The sequence below is a fragment of the Boudabousia marimammalium genome, from assembly GCF_001936115.1.
GTDB lineage: Bacteria > Actinomycetota > Actinomycetes > Actinomycetales > Actinomycetaceae > Boudabousia > Boudabousia marimammalium.
The window spans coordinates 1-16,886 of record NZ_MPDM01000005.1 but is presented as its reverse complement, the minus strand read 5'-3'; the positions used below and the strand labels follow the sequence as shown (position 1 = coordinate 16,886).

The following is a 16,886-nucleotide window of genomic DNA, read 5'->3' as shown; positions in this document are numbered from 1 at the left end:
TGGGGCTGTTTTAGTGCAGAAATCCTCATAAGTTGGACGAAATCCGGAAAAACGTGCAATTATTAGGTAATACCTAGTCTTCAAAAAGGAGAACGCGATGAGCAATCCTGAGAATCCGTCTTTGACGGAGCGCGCTAAGGCAGCTGCAGCTTCGTCCCGTCAGGAACGGCCCACTATTGGAACTTTGGTGGGGGTTCTATCAAAGCAGCTTTCTGAGCTCATTCACGGTGAAATCTCCCTCGTCAAAGCTAAGGCAGCTTTGGCTGGCAAGCAGTTCGGAGCGGCAGCTGGAATGCTGGTCTTGGCTCTCGTTCTGGCACTGTACATGTTGGAGCGTTTCTTCCGTGCCGCAGAGTACGGTTTGGCGACCGTGCTGCCGATGTGGGCAGCGACGTTGATTGTGGGCGGCATCCTGCTGGTTATCGTGCTGATCCTATTGCTGATTGCGAAGATGTCCATTGATAAGGGCAAGACCCAGGTTCCTGACCCGAAAACTAATATTGATAAAGGCATCGCCGCAGTAAAGAAGGGACTGGACCAGTGAGCTCAGTGCAGATTAGCGAAAACAGCAACCCGAAAGAGATTGACACCCGCACCCCTGAGGAAATTGAGATGCGCCTGGCGGAACTGCGCGCGGAGCTCACCCAGACGGTTGATGAACTAACTGACCGCGTCAAGCCCGCAAACTTGCTGGCTGACGCGAAGGCTAGTTTGGCCGAGGGTGCGAAGAAAGCCCAGTATGGTGCTCAGAAGCTGGTGGAGGATGCCCAGCAGGGTGATCCACAAGCGATTAAGACCTTGGCGATTGCCGGCGGCGTAACTGTCGCGGTAGCCGCCCTAGTTATCTGGCGGGTATTACGCTGAGCACTGATTTTTAGTGCACTAGGATAGTACGCTATACTAGGATAGTTGATAGATGAGCAAGCAGGGGCTGTTGACCGCACGCCCCGCCAACTTGAGTTAAAGGGGGTCACGTCATGGGGCGCGGCCGTCAAAGGGCTAAAGAAAAGAAAGTCGCACGCAAGCTGAAGTACTATACTCCGGAAACGGATTATGAGGCTTTGCAACGCGAACTGGCTGGACAGTCGACGTCTTCGGAAGAGGACGAGTACGCACGCATCGCTAAAATGTATGACGCGCAATACGGCGACTCTGACGAAGCCGATGAGGACGACTGGGAGTACGGGGACCGTTAAGTCCCCCAGCTACAACTAACTACGAAATGTGGTTCACCTTCGGGTGGACCACATTTTTATCTGCGGTGAGAAGTGCTGTGGGAGCCAGCAAGTGCACAGCAATGCGCTAGTATGCCTCCCAGCCCGTAAGTGGGGCTGTAGCGGCATTCTAAAGGTAGATATAGCTGTACCCCCTACTTCTAAAGAAGCAGGGGGCACAGGCCAGTTTTGCTAAAGCTTAGGCTTTCAGCTTGCGGCGGCTACCCACCAAGGCAAGACCACCAAGCATCAGCGCAGCAGCCAGCACAGTCACCCAAGTGGCGTCCACACCGGTAACCGGGAGCTTACCGCCCTTAGCGTTCGCATCTGCAGGGGCCGCATCCGGGCTTGCGTCAGTATCGACAATCGGCGCCGCATCGGGAGCCTCCTCAGCTGAGGACTCCGGGCTAGGCTCAGGGGTAGGCTTCGGCCTCGGCGGCGGAGGCGGTCCCGCAGCCGCGATGTCACGGAAGTCTTCACGGGCGGCAGCATAGTACTGCACATCGGGATTAGTAGCCAAGTTAAAATTGGTGACATAGTTGAATGCTGTGGCCGTCACATCATCACCAATTTCATACCATTTACCTGTGTACTGGGTCAGGCCAGTGCCAGTACCACGTAAACCATTACGGTCATACTGCTCTGCATTTATCAACTCTGGATGGGCAATAAACATCAAATCCTGTTCCCAGGATGCGTACTCGTACAGGTTCTGAGAGCCAACTTCCTGAGAGCCATAGGTCCCCTCATGGAATGACCTCCACGCGGAGGCTGCCCACAGAGGCATATGCGGAGTCTTAGTGAACTGCTCACCCGAAATGGTGTACTCGACCCGAACTGATAGCGGGGCGCCGGCGTTCTCAGTGTGGAACAAATAAGACTTTATCTTGTCGGTCGCTTCAGGATGTACGACGGTGTCCGCATACTGTTCATCCAACTCCTGCTGACGCTCAGGCCGTTGTATCATGCCGGAGAAACTCCCATAAGTGACGCCTTCATAGATGACACCACCGGGGAGGTGCTTAATTCCTGCAGCCTCCAGAGCCTTCAGCTCCTCACCGTTAGCGAGCATACCAAATTCACGCACCTTGTCTCTAGCCAAATCTTCCAGAGCGTCAGCTTCTACTGTCACACCTGCCTCATCGTTTTTAGCAGCCAGGTAGTCACGCATATACTTTTCGCGCTGCTCATACGCTTGATCAAGCCCGCCATCATAGTTCTCATCGGTGGGAATCAGAATCTCCATCGGAACTTCTACGGCATGGGCGTGCTTAACATTGTTTTCGTAGTCACCACGTTTGAAGCCTTGCGGAATATCGTAGGTGCCAATCTGAGTGAAGTTCACGTCCTCCACAAAACTTGGCATTGCCAAATCAAAAGTGGAAGCATTTTGAATGTAATCTGAAGAAAGCATTGCCTGTACAGAAACTTGGAAAGAGTATTTAACTTTTCCGTTGTCTAGCTTCTCATAGCCCAAAGGAGTTACGTCCACAGATCCACCTGTGCTGGTGACGTTTGCAGGAATAACGCAATCATCAGGATACATCGGGTTAGAGCGCGGCTCCGGCGTGCGGGTGGACTGCGGGGCTTCCTCATTCGCCTTCAAAGCCGCAATATCGCGGTAGTCCTCAGTGTAGGAGGCTAGGAAGGTTACAGCCGGATTGGCCTGTAGATTAAACTCGCGCACGTAGTTAAAGGTGGCGGGGGTGATATCTGAACCGATGGTGTACCAGCTGCCGGTGAAGTCAGTTACGCCGGAGTCAGTCCCATAGAGACCATTGATGTCGAACTTGTTTCCTTGGATACTTGCCGGATTAGCAACCGCCGCAAAGTCCTTAGCGGTCTTACCAAATCCATAAAGCGACCCTACCCCAGCCGGGAAAGTGGCATCAAAGAAATACTGTTCTTTCTGAGCACGCCACGCGGAGGCTGCCCACAACGGCATAACTGGTGTCTGCTTAGCCTGAGCTTTCGAAATCGTGTACTCAACTTCCAAAGCTACCGGATGTTTCCCAGTTTCAGCGTGCATTAGATAAGACTTAACCTTCGGGGTGGAACCCTGAGTAGTCTCCAAAGCAGCAATCTGCTCATCAGTCTTTACGGTTGCTTCAAATTTTCCGTAATCATAACCAGCATCGACGATACCGCCAGGGATCGAGTCATGTCCAGCTTCCCTGAGGGCAGTTACTTCAGCTGCGGTAGCGGGCTGTCCGAAAGCAGTGGCGTTCCGGTCCACCAGTTCTTTTACTTTTGCCTGCTGCGCGGCGGTAGCAGTCTCTCCCTGACCTACAATCTGCTTCTCAAAATAAGCCATCAAAGCAGCCCTGCGTAGCTGGGAAGCCCGCTCAAACTGCTGCCGATAGTCATCAGTAGCAGTTGATTTAATGGTCTCCAGTAGCACCGGAGTATCAAACTTTACGCGGCGGCCCATTGTTTGCGCGATGGTCTCGTCAGATATAGTCTCATTGCCAACATTAAAGGAGCCAATCTGCTTAAACTTAACGTCTTCCACCATGGGTGGCAAAGCAATCTGCAGCGTTGATGCCGTCTCACGATGATCAGAGCTCTGCACTCCGTTATAAGCGACCTGGAATCTATAGGTCACATCGCCATTCTTTTGAGTCACCGTTGCCAGCGGGGTGACATCGACACCACCCGCGCTGGTCGAATGCACGTTGTCTGAATAACCTAGCCCGTTCAGCGCGAAGCATTTTCCGGGAGTCTGCTCCGCGGCTGAAGCCGAGGGTGTGGCCGCGCTGGGAGCTGTTATCAAAAAAGAACAGGCCACTGCTGCAATTAAAGACTTTGCAAAGATGGAGCTCATCATCCGTTTTCTGGAGCCACCAAGTTTCATAGAATACTTCCGTTCATAAGATACCGACTACTTACGTAAATTTACCAAACTTTTAAGGAAAATCCGCCAAAATTAAACAATTGTCTCAGAACTCACGAATAATTATGTAAAAGATGATTGAAATTATTAGAGTTGCTCACCAGTGCTGGATTTTGGCTCACAAATTCACTGAGATTTACTCAAAACATTGATTCTATTTCCGGCCCCAGTATTGCATAAAACTTTTTCCAAAACCACCTTTTGCACAAAAGACGGACACCCCATTGGGATAGCATATATCTCACAGATCAGACCAAAACTTTTCAGCTGATTCTGGCTAAACAAGAATCTCCCACTACCATTAAGTTCGCCCGCCGGGCTGCTACCTCCAACTTTTACGCAATCACCGAATGTTATAATTTTTCACTCTACGGGCCTGCCGAGGCGCTGCTCTTCTAAAACTTAAAAGTGTCTGGCCCATCTCTTTCGAGATGGGCCAGACAATTTAGTTTCACACCACGAGTTTAGCTATCGCTGAACCCTCGGCTGAATCACCATTTAGGCCTGAAGAAACCGACGGCTACGTACTAGGAGCGCACCGCCCGCCAGCAACAGGGCTGAAGCTAAAGCAGTGAGGGCGACACTGACGCCAGTGCGCGCAAGGCTAGTATCCGCTGCTTGCGACTGGGAGGTTTTATCGACCTGTCCTGTCTGATTTGCGCCGTTGGGTTTGTCTCCACCAGTCGCCTTGTCAGGGTTAGCAACATCGGTAGCATCCGTGTCGGCAGAAGTGCTGGGGCCGAGTGGAATCGCCGGCTTCAACTCAATCTCTGAATCATCCTTAGAAGAATCGGTTTGGTCATCTTCCACAGTTCCCTCGGGAGAATCCTCAACCGTACCTTCAGGACTCTTTTTAGGGGTAGGCAGGTATGCTACGGCCGCAATGTCACGGTAATCTTCGTTTGCCGCAACATAGTACGTGACTGCCGAATTTTGTGCCAACCCGAATTGTTTAACCCAGTTGAAAACGCCCGGATTAAGATCCTCACCAATCTCATACCATTTACCTGTGTAGGCGGTGACACCCACATTGGCAACCTGTAGACCATTGCTGTCAAACTGGTCAGCTTTAATCGATTCAGGATGCTTAAGCAACTCATACGCTTCGCTCAAATCACCATATTCATAAAGGTGTTGCGATCCACTTTCGGCACTGGAAAGGCCACCTTCGCTGAAGCTCCTCCACGACAAGGCTGCCCAGAGCGGCATAATTGGGGTCTTCTTAGCTTGTTCTTTGGAAATAGTATATTCAACCCTCAAACCCATCGGAAGTCCAGCAAATTCCCCATATACTGTATAGGATTTTGGTCCTTCCCGAGTTTCCGAATCCGGCTGGAAGGCTTGTATAACAGAGGATAATCCCTGTTCGCTGACTCCTGCGTAAATAACCGCGCCGGGAACGTCTTTAAGCCCAGACTCTTTGAAAGCCTCTTGCTCCTGTGCGTTCACGAGTGACCCGAACACATCAACTATGTCTGTTGACTCGCTCGTAGGGTAGTATATTCCATCGAAGGTTTCGCCAACTCTACCGTTAGAGTCATCTACATATTGCCCACGCTGCCCTCTCGCCAATGTCTCTAGTTCACTCCAGCGAACATCTGCGGTGGAATAGACAATCCCTAGAGGAACCTCAACATCCTTCCGCGTCTGAGCGTCAGCAGCAAAGTTGGCTAAGTCACGGTCGAACCCGACATCATAGGTGCCAAGCTGAGTGAACTTCACATCATTAACAAACTGGGGCATAGCAATCGTGAAAGTATTTCCGGTCTGAATGTGGTCACTTGACTGCATGGACTGCAAAGAAACTTGGAAAGAGTATTTAACCTTGTCTTCCCCCACTTCTTCTGCACCGAGGGGAGTTACATCAACTCCGCCGCCATTGCTGACAACATTGGCGGGAAGCTCCGCGTCACCCTCGGCACCGAAAGCTGACGAAATGCCAAAACTCGGAGAAAGCACCAAAAGGGAAGCGGCCACAGCCAAGATAAGAGGTCGCGCAAAAGTTTTAGACCCTTTTGCTGATCCCAAGTTGACATTTATTTTCATATTTTATCCAATCATAAGTATGGTTGCGTGCGCAAACATAATTGTAACAGGGTGACTGACTGAAAACAATACAGGATTGCATCCAAAATTAAATCCAACCATTAAACCTCCAAAAATGTGGCGAAGGCTTCAGTTTTCGCAATTCGCCCGCGAAAGGCTTGAGATAGCATATTCCCATGAGTAAAACACGAGACAATCAGCGCAACGTTGCTGATTCGCACACTAACACTAAAGCTGCCCGCTGGGCTGCTGCGTCCGGTTTTTTTGGCGCAATTGCCGAATACTATGATTTTGCACTCTATGGGCCTGCTGCAGCGCTCTTCTTCGGGCCACTATTCTTCGCCCCACTTGGGCAAAAAGGGGCGGTGCTGGCATCCTTAGCCTCCTTCGGTGTAGCCTATTTAGCGCGTCCCCTTGGCGCCGTTATCTTCGGTAGCGTCGGGGATCGGATTGGCCGCCGGCCGGCACTGCTGTTCTCCCTCGCCCTAATGGGTACCGCAACCACCCTCATCGGCTTACTCCCCACCTACGCAACCGCCGGATGGCTAGCTGCGGTACTCCTAGTACTGCTGCGCATCACCCAAGGTCTAGCCGCCGGTGTGGAACAATCCGGCTCCACCACGCTCTCCAGCGAAGCCGCCCCCAAACATAAGCGCGGCGTCTACACCTCATGGACCATGATTGGGGTGGCACTCGGCTGGTTCGCCGGCCCCGCGGTTCTCTCCCGCCTGTCCGCCAGCCATGACCTGATCACTTCCGGCTACTGGCGGATCCCCTTCCTGCTGGCATTCCCCCTCGCCCTGATTGCCCTCGCGATCCGCTGGCAGGTCACCGAAACCAAGAAACCCAGCCAAAAGGACGCCGCCAAAGCACAGCAGGCCAAGAAGGAACGGACCCCACTGTTGGTGCTGCTGCGCGAACACCCGGCCAACTTCTTCCGCGTCATTGGCGCCTCCCTCCACATGCTGGTCGGCGTCACCATGAGCGTCTTCGTGGTTGGCTACGCCGCCAACACCATGGGCCTAGAAAAGTCAGCCATCTTGGGTGCTCTCTCCATCGCTGGGCTCAGCACCGCCTTCACTCAGCCTTTCTTCGCTTGGATCTCCGACAAGATTGGCCGCAAACCAGTATTCATTGCCTCCTGCCTGGGTCTGGCTGCCGGACTGCCGCTACTAATGCTGTCGCTAAACACCCGCGACACCTTCATCATTACCATCGTGTTCATCGCATTCTACCTGGTAGTGATGGCCGGCAACGTCGTGCAGGCATCCTTCTACCCGGAGCTTTTCCCCGCGTCCGTCCGCTTTACCGGCGTCAGCGTCGGCACCCAACTGGGACTGGTAATCGTGGGAATGTCACCGGTCATCTACCGCAGCCTCCAGGGCGCCGGCACTTACGGATGGGTTCCGCCCGTCATCTTCGCGGCCACCTGCTGGATTATTGCTGCTGTTTCCGCCTACACGGCGAAGCCCTACGTGGAAGAATAATCAGCTAGGCTGACACAGTTTAATTGTCCGAATACAAATAGTTCGCGCTGGGGTAGAATCAACCACCCCGGCGCGAACTATTAAGATTCTAGGAATCAGCCGTCCAAATCAGAGGCAATCATTTCCGCAATCTTGTTTACAGCTTCTTCGTTGTCGGAAGAAACCGTGACCTCATCACCGAAGCCGGCGCCCAAAGTCATAATCATCATGGCTGAGTCGGCGTCAACTTCCTCGTCACCCTTAATCAAGACGATATCGTCGTCGAAATCTCCAGCAGCTTCCGCCACTAGGGCTGCGGGACGAGCATGCAGACCAACCTTCGAGCCAACCTTAACTGTTTTCGATGCCATAAAAGCACTCCTTTATATTCGATAGGAGGTGACCGTAAGCCACCCTCGGCCCCATCGCGCTAATGCTATCCCCCCAATAGTAACGCAGATTTGTGGTAGTAAGTAGAGTCCCTTCATTTTTTCTCACCCTGCGCGTATCTTTAGACACAAACGTGCACTAATGTCCCGGCCTTCGATTAGACTGGTAACACCCCAAAACTTAAGGAGTTATCGTGACAGAGATGAACAGTGGCGTTCAGTCCCCCACCGACGCCCTCACTAGCCCGAAGAAGGCTAAGCAGCAGCTGATGCGCGGTACGGGCGTGGTCGCAGGCTTGGCTTACGCGCCGGTCGCCTGGGTGCGCCGGCCTGAACCGCCCAGCTTGACCGGCCCGGAGTTGCCCGCTGCAGATCGTGAGGCCGCCGTGGAACAGTTCAAGGCTGCCTCCGAAGCCGTCGTCGAGGGCTTGTTGGCGCGCGCCAAGAAGGCTGAGGGCGAAGCCGCCGACGTTCTCACGATGACTGCCGGGCTGGCCCGCGATAAGGCTTGGCGGAAATCTGTGATTCGTCTAATTAAGGGTGGCGCGTACCCGGTTAATGCGACTGCTAAAGCGACCGAGGATTTTGTCGCCCTGTTTTTGAAGGCGGGCGGTTTGATGGCGGAGCGTGTCACCGACCTGCGCGATATTCGCGACCGGGTGTGTGCGCATCTGGAGGGCCGCCCAGAGCCGGGCTTGCCGAACCCTGATTCGCCGGTGATTTTGTTGGCTGACGATCTGGCTCCGGTGGATACCGCCGGTTTGGATCCGAAGATTTTTGTTGCTTTAGCGACTGAACTGGGTGGCCCCACCAGCCATACCGCGATTATTGCCCGCCAGTTGGGGATTCCTTGCGTGGTGGCGGTCGGTTCCATGTCTAACTTGGATGAGGGGGACATGGTGTTGATTGATGGTGGTGAAGGCTCACTGCGCTGGAATGTTGATGAGAATGCCGCCCTAGAGTTGGTGGCTGCGGATTTGAAGCGGCGGGAAAAGATTGATGCTTGGACTGGCCCCGCCCATACTAAAGACGGGCATCATGTGCAGTTGCTGGCGAATGTGCAAGATGGTGAGGCCGCGAAGCGGGCTGCCGCCACTGCCGCTGAGGGGGTCGGGTTGTTCCGGACGGAGCTGTGCTTCCTCGGCACGCAGCAAGAACCCAGCATTGACACGCAGGCGGAAGAATACGGTCAGGTGCTAGCGGCTTTCGAGGGTAAGAAGGTTGTGGTGCGGACTTTGGATTCTGGCTCTGATAAGCCGGTACCGTTCGCCACGTTGAAGGATGAGCCGAACCCGTCACTGGGTGTGCGCGGCATTCGCACGCAGATGATTAACCCGTACCTGTTCGGGCACCAGTTGGACGCTATCAAGCAGGCGGCTGACGCTACTAATGCTGACGCCTGGGTGATGTGTCCAATGATTTCGACTCTGCCGGAGGCCCGTGAGGTCACCCAGCAGATTCATGCGCGCGGCTTGCGGGCCGGCATCATGGTGGAGGTTCCCTCCACTGCCCTGCTGATTGACCAGTTCATGGAGGAGGTCGATTTCGTTTCCATCGGCACGAACGACCTCACCCAGTATGTGATGGCCGCTGATCGGCTTTCCGCTGAGCTGGCCAGCTTCACCACCCCGTGGCAGCCCGCTGTGCTGGCGCTGATGGCGAAGGTTGCGAAGTCTGGTGAGCATTTTGATAAGCCGGTCGGCGTTTGTGGCGAGGCCGCCGCTGACCCGCTGCTGGCTTGCGTGCTGGTCGGTATGGGCATGAATAGCCTGTCCATGGCCTCGGGCGCGATTGCCGCTGTGGGTGCCGCTTTGGCGGAAGTTACTTTGGAAGAATGCCAGGCAGCCGCCCGCGCTGTGGTTTCCGCTTTCGACGCGGAGCAGGCCCGTAATACTGCTAAAGCCATTCTGGGTGTTTCCTGATTAGGCTTTCAAGCTGATAAGGCTTTACTCCTTGCGGATATTTGATTGACAGTTACCCCCTCGGCCCTCTTTTCTTGATACGGGTCGAGGGGGTAACTTTTTGCTTATCTGCCGTGCCGGGCAGCTAACTGGTTTGCTAATGGTCCCTAATTTTGACTGCTGGATTAGTCACATTATCGGATATTTGGGCTGCATTCTTTCAGAAAGTCCAAAAGAGAGTGTTCTTTAGGGTAGGGTGGCGTCTATTAACTAACTTGTGATGGGTGTGGAATTGGGGTTGCTTTGAGAAAAAATATGTTTACCCGCATGGTGGTCATGCTGATTTTTCTTCTTTCAGGATTGAGCATACCCGTAGGCTCTGCTGCGGCCCTGGATTTGTCTGGGAGACCGTCAGGGGCCGGTTTCAAGAGCATGCAGGAACGCAGCAGGGCAGATCTTTTTTCACGCCTAAAAGATGATGTCACGGTTGGAGATTCGGGAACTGTTTCAACCCCTGAAAAAGACAGTGATACCGGTGTGGTTGATAAGACTCCTGCTATTCTTGAAGCGGTAGTTCTTGGAGATTTTAATAAAGGCGCTCAGGGCGTCGACTATTTTAAGAACATCACGATTTCTTTGATTGGTGACAATCTTACAGATGACCATTTTTTAACACCGAAAGGGCTGCATTGGTCAGATAAGACCGAGGTTGAGCTGATTCGTGGACAAGAGCTAGGTGATTTTGACTTTTCAACTTTGCCTTTTGATGTGCCAAGTAAATCAATAAAGGCTTTTAGTATCAATAATGGTGATTCAGGCAGAATTACTCATGTTGGCACGACTAAGTCCGGAATCGACCTTGATTTGATTTGGACCGTGACAGGCTCAGACAAAGAGGACTGGGCGGCAAATTCAGGGTACGCGAATAATAAAGTTAAAGGGCTGAGCTTTACTGGGGAGCAGTTTTTTCCGGAAGCTAAAGGAAATTCTATTGCCGTACTGTATAACAATGCGAGTAATCTTGGTTTACAGTACAAGATTGTTAAACACGGAACCGCGGTTGAGCAGCCAGTTATTGTCAGTTTTATTTCTACAGATATTGATTCAGCTCAGGGCGTGGAAACTGACTTAGCTAATATTGTCGAGGTTATTCCCGGCGATTCCCATCTTGTGAAAAAAGATGGCATCATCTATGACACAACAACAGGTGCAGTTAATCTTAACGGCTCGAAGGATCTTCCCCGTGGCGGCTATCTAGGGGCTAGTTTTTCATCAAAGTTTAACTATATTTTTTACTCTCCCGCACCTGAGCGTGTTAATAACTCCTATCATTACCCTAAAGCAGTTCGATACGATATTTTCGGTTCTAGTTTGCAAGCTAAGCTTTTAACAAGGTTGCAGCAGCATATCTCTGTTCGATACGTAGACACTAGCGGACATGAGCTCAAACCGGAAGAACACTATCAGGGTTTTAGAGATAAAAGCTATAGTTTTAGCTCTCTCACGATTGCTAAACATCAACTAGTAGATATTAAAAGGGACAACACTGACCTAAACCATCCGACGATAACTTTTGTTTACTCACCTCTACACACGGTACGGTTTCACTTCGTTGATGAAGCCGGACGCAAACTGGCTACAGATAAGAATTACACCGTGCTTGACGGTAAAGACCTCTCATATAGACCTATAGCCATTGGAGGTTATGACCTTCCGAGCGAATTTGCAGGAAAGATTACCCAAGATACTGAGTACAGTTTTGTTTACACCAAGACTGTGAGACCACTGCCAGCCCCGCAGTCACCAGCGTCACCAAAGTCGGCTTCAGGCTTTACCCCTGTTCCTTCTACTGGTCACACCGGACGCCAAAAGCAGATACCTCACGCGCGGAAACCTCAACCGCCCTCAACAAAGCACGTTAAACCGGGTATTTCACAGCCTAAAGACACGAGGCCGAATAGTAAACCAGCCCCGAAACCGGGCAAAGCTGTGGCTCCCGCCCCTGCAAATAGTCCTCATGATCCGTTTTTGGTAAATACGAAGATGACGAAAGATGAGAAGAAACTATTTCTTGACTACGTTAAAGAAGTAGGTAGGCAGGCGCGGGAAAAATACGGCAATGACAAGCATCAGATTAACCATGCCATTGCTAACGCAATCGCCTACCCGGTCTACAGTAACGATAAGTTACAATCACTGGTAAACGATTTTGGGGATGAACCTAATGTCGGAAACTATAGTCAGATTTCTGATAAGTTGAAAGATTCGCACCGAGAAGAGCCTCCTGCGATTGATTTTCCTCATTTTGCTACCACGCTTGCGTCTGTTGAGGATAGTGGTTTGATTAAAGAGGCTGGAAAGTGGCTTGCTGGACTATCTCCCAGTGTTCTTTTGGGTATGGGCTCTCAGGATAACTTTTTTCAACAGAATTCTTTAACTGGGGACTTGCTCACCCGAATTGATGATAAGGACCGCCGAACTGATCTAGATGCGATTATCTTTCATTATCATCCTGACTATAAAGATTTGAGTTTGGATGAGGCGATTATTAAGTATTACCACACCGAAAACCTTGATTTGGAAAGGGAGCGCCTTTACCTTGAGGTGCTTAAAGCTCAAGCTGGCCAGTATCTAACTGTTGAAGAACAGCAGGCTCTTAATGTTTTCTTTGCTTCGGCCACACTTGGCGGTCTAGGCCTGATGGCATTGACCGCATATAGAAGACTGAAAGAGCAATGGAAAGCTTTTCGGGAATCTCCTAGTAAGTACATAAAGAGTGTTGCACAAAAGATAGGGGCTGGTTTTATATCGTTTTTCAAAGATCCACTTGAGTTTATCGGATCTAAGGTTTTAGGGCCGGTTGCTAATTTGGTAGCAGACTCACTGGTTCTTGGCGCTATTATCGCTAAGAAAGCTGGGGGCATTATTTATGATCACGTTATTAAACCGGTGGCGCATGTCGTTAATAAGCTAGTAGTCCAGCCACTTAATAAATATGTAGTTAAGCCAGTTTATAAACATGTTATTAAACCGGTGTTATCTTTTACGGAAAATAAGCTACTTAAACCTGTGGTACGAAAAGTGATCAAGCCTGTCGCCAAGTTTGTTCACAAAAATATTGTACGGCCAATTATCAGGCGTGTCGTACCGGTTGCAAAATATGTCAGGAAGAAGATTATAAGACCAGTTTCTAGGTTCGTCCGTAACCGGATTGTGAAGCCAGTCTATAGACGTGTTATCAAACCGGTATATCGCCGTATCATCAAGCCAGTCTATAAAAAACTAATTAGACCGGTTGTTAAACCCATATACCGTAAAGTTATACGTCCCATAGGACGTTTTGTAAAGAATAAAATATTTAAGCCCGTCTCGCGTTTTGTGAAGAACAAGATTGCAAAGCCAATTGGTAGATTTATTAAGAGGCTTTGGGGCTAAGGAAGGATACTTATGTTAAAGAAAATCACGCTAGCAATTATTGCTGTTCTCGCCTCAACTATAGTCTTTGGGGCTGTGGTATTCGGATACACATTCGACAATCTCAAATCGTACTCCGTCTACTACGCCCAACACACCCCACACAAACCCGGAACAGAACCAGTCCTCATGGAACTGACGCAGAATCTATTTTGGGTAAACACACCAGACATAGACGGAATCGAATACGACTACGACGGCGGAAACGCAATCTACAACAGCAACTACAAGAAAACCGGAACCCCATACCTTGCATATTTTAATGACAATAGCTATTCCTACGGTAATGGCGGTTTTGCATCCTATCATTTCGACAAAAACTTTCAACTAATCTCCGCGAGTAACAGAACCGATAGAATAGACCTTGACACTGTTGATATAGAAGAGCTTAAACGCGAGATTTACCGTACTGTTCAGCCGGTGATTGACGCGCAGTATGGGCCTTTGATTAACCTACAGTGGCTATATGACTGGGTAAACAAAGACAAATTCAACTAACCCAACCACACAAAACGCCCTGAATCAACTAACCCAACCTTGGACCTACGTTCTCAACCCTGGGGCTAAGAAAGGATACTCATGTTAAAGAGAATCACGCTGACAGTTATTGCTGTTCTTGCCTCCACAGCAGTCTTCGGGGCTATTGTATTAGGGCATACATTCTTCAATCTCAAGTCCTACTCCGTCTACTACGCCCAACACACCCCACACAAACCCGGAACAGAACCAGTCCTCATGGAACTGACGCAGAATCTATTTTGGGTAAACACACCAGACATAGACGGAATCGAATACGACTACGACGGCGGAAACGCAATCTACAACAGCAACTACAAGAAAACCACCACACCGGTCTTTGCGAATACGGCTGGGAAAAGATATTACTACGCGCGCGGCGATTCAACTTCATATCTTTTCGACAAAAACTTTCAACTAATCGTCGCGGGTAACAGAGGGCGCACAATCGACCTTAGCACTGTTGATGTGGAAGAGCTTAAGCGTGAGATTTATCGTACTGTGCAGCCGGTGATTGACGCGCAGTATGCGCCTTTGATTAACCTACAGTGGCTATATGACTGGGTAAACAAAGACAAATTCAACTAACCCACCCACACAAAACGCCTTGGATACACCTCCTCGGCTTTAAAGCTACGAGGAGGACACTAATGCTAAAGAAAATCACGCTTACACTGATCCTGGTGCTAATAGTCGCGTTTCAGGTTTCAGTGGCAACATTTGCGTACACATTCGACAATCTCAAGTCGTACTCCGTCTACTACGCCCAACACACCCCACACAAACCCGGAACAGAACCAGTCCTCATGGAACTGACGCAGAATCTATTTTGGGTAAACACACCAGACATAGACGGAATCGACTACGACTACGACGGCGGAAACGCAATCTACAACAGCAACTACAAGAAAACCGGAACCCCATACCTTGCATATTTTAATGACAATAGCTATTCCTACGGTAATGGCGGTTTTGCATCCTATCATTTCGACAAAAACTTTCAACTAATCTCCGCGAGTAACAGAACCGATAGAATAGACCTTGACACTGTTGATATAGAAGAGCTTAAACGCGAGATTTACCGTACTGTTCAGCCGGTGATTGACGCGCAGTATGGGCCTTTGATTAACCTACAGTGGCTATATGACTGGGTAAACAAAGACAAATTCAACTAACCCAACCACACAAAACGCCCTGAATCAACTAACCCAACCTTGGACCTACGTTCTCAACCCTGGGGCTAAGAAAGGATACTCATGTTAAAGAGAATCACGCTGACAGTTATTGCTGTTCTTGCCTCCACAGCAGTCTTCGGGGCTATTGTATTAGGGCATACATTCTTCAATCTCAAGTCCTACTCCGTCTACTACGCCCAACACACCCCACACAAACCCGGAACAGAACCAGTCCTCATGGAACTGACGCAGAATCTATTTTGGGTAAACACACCAGACATAGACGGAATCGAATACGACTACGACGGCGGAAACGCAATCTACAACAGCAACTACAAGAAAACCACCACACCGGTCTTTGCGAATACGGCTGGGAAAAGATATTACTACGCGCGCGGCGATTCAACTTCATATCTTTTCGACAAAAACTTTCAACTAATCGTCGCGGGTAACAGAGGGCGCACAATCGACCTTAGCACTGTTGATGTGGAAGAGCTTAAGCGTGAGATTTATCGTACTGTGCAGCCGGTGATTGACGCCCAGTATGGGCCTTTGATTAACCTACAGTGGCTATATGACTGGGTAAACAAAGACAAATTCAACTAACCCACCCACACAAAACGCCTTGGATACACCTCCTCGGCATTAAGGCTACGAGGAGGACACTAATGCTAAAGAAAATCACGCTTACACTGATCCTGGTGCTAATAGTCGCGTTTCAGGTTTCAGTGGCAACATTTGCGTACACATTCGACAATCTCAAGTCGTACTCCGTCTACTACGCCCAACACACCCCACACAAACCCGGAACAGAACCAGTCCTCATGGAACTAGCAGACAACCTATTTTGGGTAAACACACCAGACATAGACGGAATCGACTACGACTTCGACGGTGGAAACACCATCTACAACTACAACTACAACATACCCGACACGCCGTACTTCACGTCTTTTCGATATAACGAGTACGCCTATCTAAGTAGCAAATATGTATTTTATACTTTCGACAAAAATTTTCAGTTGAACTTTGCAATGGATCGCAATGACAAAGTAGTTGACCTTAGCACTGTTGATGTGGAAGAGCTTAAGCGCGAGATTTATCGTACTGTTCAGCCGGTGATTGACGCCCAGTATGCGCCTTGGATTAACCTACAGTGGCTCTATGATTGGGTAAACAAAGACAAATTCAACTAACCCAACCACACAAACCACCCTGAATCAACTTCCCAACCCTGAACTTACGTTCTCAACCCTGAGGCTAAGGAGGATACTCGTGTTAAAGAGAATCACGCTAGCAGTTATTGCTGTTCTTGCCTCCACAGCAGTCTTCGGGGCTATTGTATTAGGGCATACATTCTTCAATCTCAAGTCCTACTCCGTCTACTACGCCCAACACACCCCACACAAACCCGGAATAGAACCCGTCCTCATGGAACTAACAGAGAACCTATTTTGGATATACACACCAGACATAGACGGAATCGAATACGACTTCGACGGCGGAAACGCAATCTACAACTACAACTATCAGAAAAAAACAACACCTTGGCTTGCATACTTTTCTAACCAACGATACAAGTACGGCAGTGAGAATCTTGTGTTTTATAGCTTTGATGAGCACTTTCGTCTTTCCGGAGCTAGAGACAAAGAACTAGGAAAGCTAGATCCGGAAACTGTTGATGTGGAAGAGGTTAAACGCGAGATTTACCGTACTGTTCAGCCGGTGATTGACGCGCAGTATGGGCCTTTGATTAACCTACAGTGGCTATATGACTGGGTAAACAAAGACAAATTCAACTAACCCAACCAC

The 16,886-nt window shown here is 50.0% G+C and carries 15 protein-coding genes; 12 read left to right on the top strand and 3 right to left on the bottom strand.

Features of this window, described 5'->3' with window-relative positions; all coding sequences use genetic code 11:
• Positions 1-97 precede the first annotated feature (97 nt).
• The 3 genes from BM477_RS05345 to BM477_RS05335 all read left to right on the top strand — a co-directional run bounded on the left by BM477_RS05345 (position 98) and on the right by BM477_RS05335 (position 1,196).
• Complete coding sequence (locus tag BM477_RS05345) at positions 98-544, top strand: phage holin family protein (protein WP_075361652.1); 447 nt, start codon at positions 98-100, stop codon at positions 542-544.
• Positions 541-864, top strand: coding sequence for a DUF3618 domain-containing protein (locus BM477_RS05340; protein WP_075361651.1), 324 nt, complete (start codon positions 541-543; stop codon positions 862-864). Before BM477_RS05345 ends, BM477_RS05340 begins: the two co-directional genes overlap by 4 nt.
• Positions 865-977: 113 nt before the next feature.
• On the top strand, positions 978-1,196 hold the full coding sequence (locus BM477_RS05335; RefSeq protein WP_075361650.1) for a DUF3073 domain-containing protein: 219 nt from the start codon (positions 978-980) through the stop codon (positions 1,194-1,196).
• 217 nt (positions 1,197-1,413) lie between these two features.
• Here BM477_RS05335 and BM477_RS05330 read toward each other — a convergent pair whose 3' ends face one another.
• Both BM477_RS05330 and BM477_RS05325 read right to left on the bottom strand, forming a co-directional pair.
• A complete protein-coding gene (locus BM477_RS05330; RefSeq protein WP_158024375.1) occupies positions 1,414-4,002 on the bottom strand; it encodes an LPXTG cell wall anchor domain-containing protein in 2,589 nt (862 codons plus the stop codon).
• Between the two features lie 603 nt (positions 4,003-4,605).
• Complete coding sequence (locus BM477_RS05325) at positions 4,606-6,153, bottom strand: hypothetical protein (protein WP_075361648.1); 1,548 nt, start codon at positions 6,151-6,153, stop codon at positions 4,606-4,608.
• Positions 6,154-6,329: 176 nt separating this feature from the next.
• Between BM477_RS05325 and BM477_RS05320 the strand changes: the two genes are divergently transcribed.
• Positions 6,330-7,640, top strand: coding sequence for an MFS transporter (locus BM477_RS05320; protein WP_075361647.1), 1,311 nt, complete (start codon positions 6,330-6,332; stop codon positions 7,638-7,640).
• Positions 7,641-7,735: 95 nt separating this feature from the next.
• Here the strand turns inward: BM477_RS05320 and BM477_RS05315 are convergent, their stop codons facing one another.
• Positions 7,736-7,990 carry an HPr family phosphocarrier protein gene (locus BM477_RS05315; protein WP_075361646.1) on the bottom strand — a complete coding sequence of 85 codons (255 nt, stop codon included), beginning with the start codon at positions 7,988-7,990 and terminating at the stop codon, positions 7,736-7,738.
• Positions 7,991-8,211: 221 nt separating this feature from the next.
• Between BM477_RS05315 and ptsP the strand changes: the two genes are divergently transcribed.
• The 8 genes from ptsP (at position 8,212) to BM477_RS05275 (ending at position 16,877) form a co-directional block, all read left to right on the top strand.
• A complete protein-coding gene (gene ptsP, locus BM477_RS05310) occupies positions 8,212-9,930 on the top strand; it encodes a phosphoenolpyruvate--protein phosphotransferase (protein ID WP_084543761.1) in 1,719 nt (572 codons plus the stop codon).
• A 294-nt stretch (positions 9,931-10,224) separates the two neighbouring features.
• Entirely contained in the window at positions 10,225-13,344 is a 3,120-nt protein-coding gene (locus tag BM477_RS05305; protein WP_075361645.1) for a MucBP domain-containing protein, read from the top strand.
• Between the two features lie 12 nt (positions 13,345-13,356).
• Positions 13,357-13,881, top strand: a complete 525-nt coding sequence (locus BM477_RS05300; RefSeq protein WP_075361644.1) for a hypothetical protein — start codon at positions 13,357-13,359, stop codon at positions 13,879-13,881.
• A gap of 81 nt (positions 13,882-13,962) precedes the next feature.
• Positions 13,963-14,487, top strand: coding sequence for a hypothetical protein (locus BM477_RS05295; RefSeq protein ID WP_075361643.1), 525 nt, complete (start codon positions 13,963-13,965; stop codon positions 14,485-14,487).
• 122 nt (positions 14,488-14,609) lie between these two features.
• Positions 14,610-15,074, top strand: coding sequence for a hypothetical protein (locus BM477_RS05290; protein ID WP_158024373.1), 465 nt, complete (start codon positions 14,610-14,612; stop codon positions 15,072-15,074).
• A gap of 81 nt (positions 15,075-15,155) precedes the next feature.
• Complete coding sequence (locus BM477_RS05285) at positions 15,156-15,680, top strand: hypothetical protein (protein WP_075361641.1); 525 nt, start codon at positions 15,156-15,158, stop codon at positions 15,678-15,680.
• 122 nt (positions 15,681-15,802) lie between these two features.
• Positions 15,803-16,270, top strand: coding sequence for a hypothetical protein (locus BM477_RS05280; RefSeq protein WP_143230215.1), 468 nt, complete (start codon positions 15,803-15,805; stop codon positions 16,268-16,270).
• 79 nt (positions 16,271-16,349) lie between these two features.
• Positions 16,350-16,877, top strand: a complete 528-nt coding sequence (locus BM477_RS05275) for a hypothetical protein (RefSeq protein WP_084543741.1) — start codon at positions 16,350-16,352, stop codon at positions 16,875-16,877.
• Positions 16,878-16,886: the final 9 nt, after the last annotated feature.

Excerpts from the sequence above, each read along its gene's own strand:
- BM477_RS05345 (WP_075361652.1), top strand. The coding sequence starts at position 98 with ATGAGCAATCCTGAGAATCCGTCTTTGACGGAGCGCGCTAAGGCAGCT.
- BM477_RS05335 (WP_075361650.1), top strand. The coding sequence starts at position 978 with ATGGGGCGCGGCCGTCAAAGGGCTAAAGAAAAGAAAGTCGCACGCAAG.
- BM477_RS05325 (WP_075361648.1), bottom strand. The coding sequence starts at position 6,153 with ATGAAAATAAATGTCAACTTGGGATCAGCAAAAGGGTCTAAAACTTTT.
- BM477_RS05320 (WP_075361647.1), top strand. The coding sequence starts at position 6,330 with ATGAGTAAAACACGAGACAATCAGCGCAACGTTGCTGATTCGCACACT.
- BM477_RS05315 (WP_075361646.1), bottom strand. The coding sequence starts at position 7,990 with ATGGCATCGAAAACAGTTAAGGTTGGCTCGAAGGTTGGTCTGCATGCT.
- ptsP (WP_084543761.1), top strand. The coding sequence starts at position 8,212 with ATGAACAGTGGCGTTCAGTCCCCCACCGACGCCCTCACTAGCCCGAAG.
- BM477_RS05305 (WP_075361645.1), top strand. The coding sequence starts at position 10,225 with ATGTTTACCCGCATGGTGGTCATGCTGATTTTTCTTCTTTCAGGATTG.
- BM477_RS05300 (WP_075361644.1), top strand. The coding sequence starts at position 13,357 with ATGTTAAAGAAAATCACGCTAGCAATTATTGCTGTTCTCGCCTCAACT.
- BM477_RS05295 (WP_075361643.1), top strand. The coding sequence starts at position 13,963 with ATGTTAAAGAGAATCACGCTGACAGTTATTGCTGTTCTTGCCTCCACA.
- BM477_RS05285 (WP_075361641.1), top strand. The coding sequence starts at position 15,156 with ATGTTAAAGAGAATCACGCTGACAGTTATTGCTGTTCTTGCCTCCACA.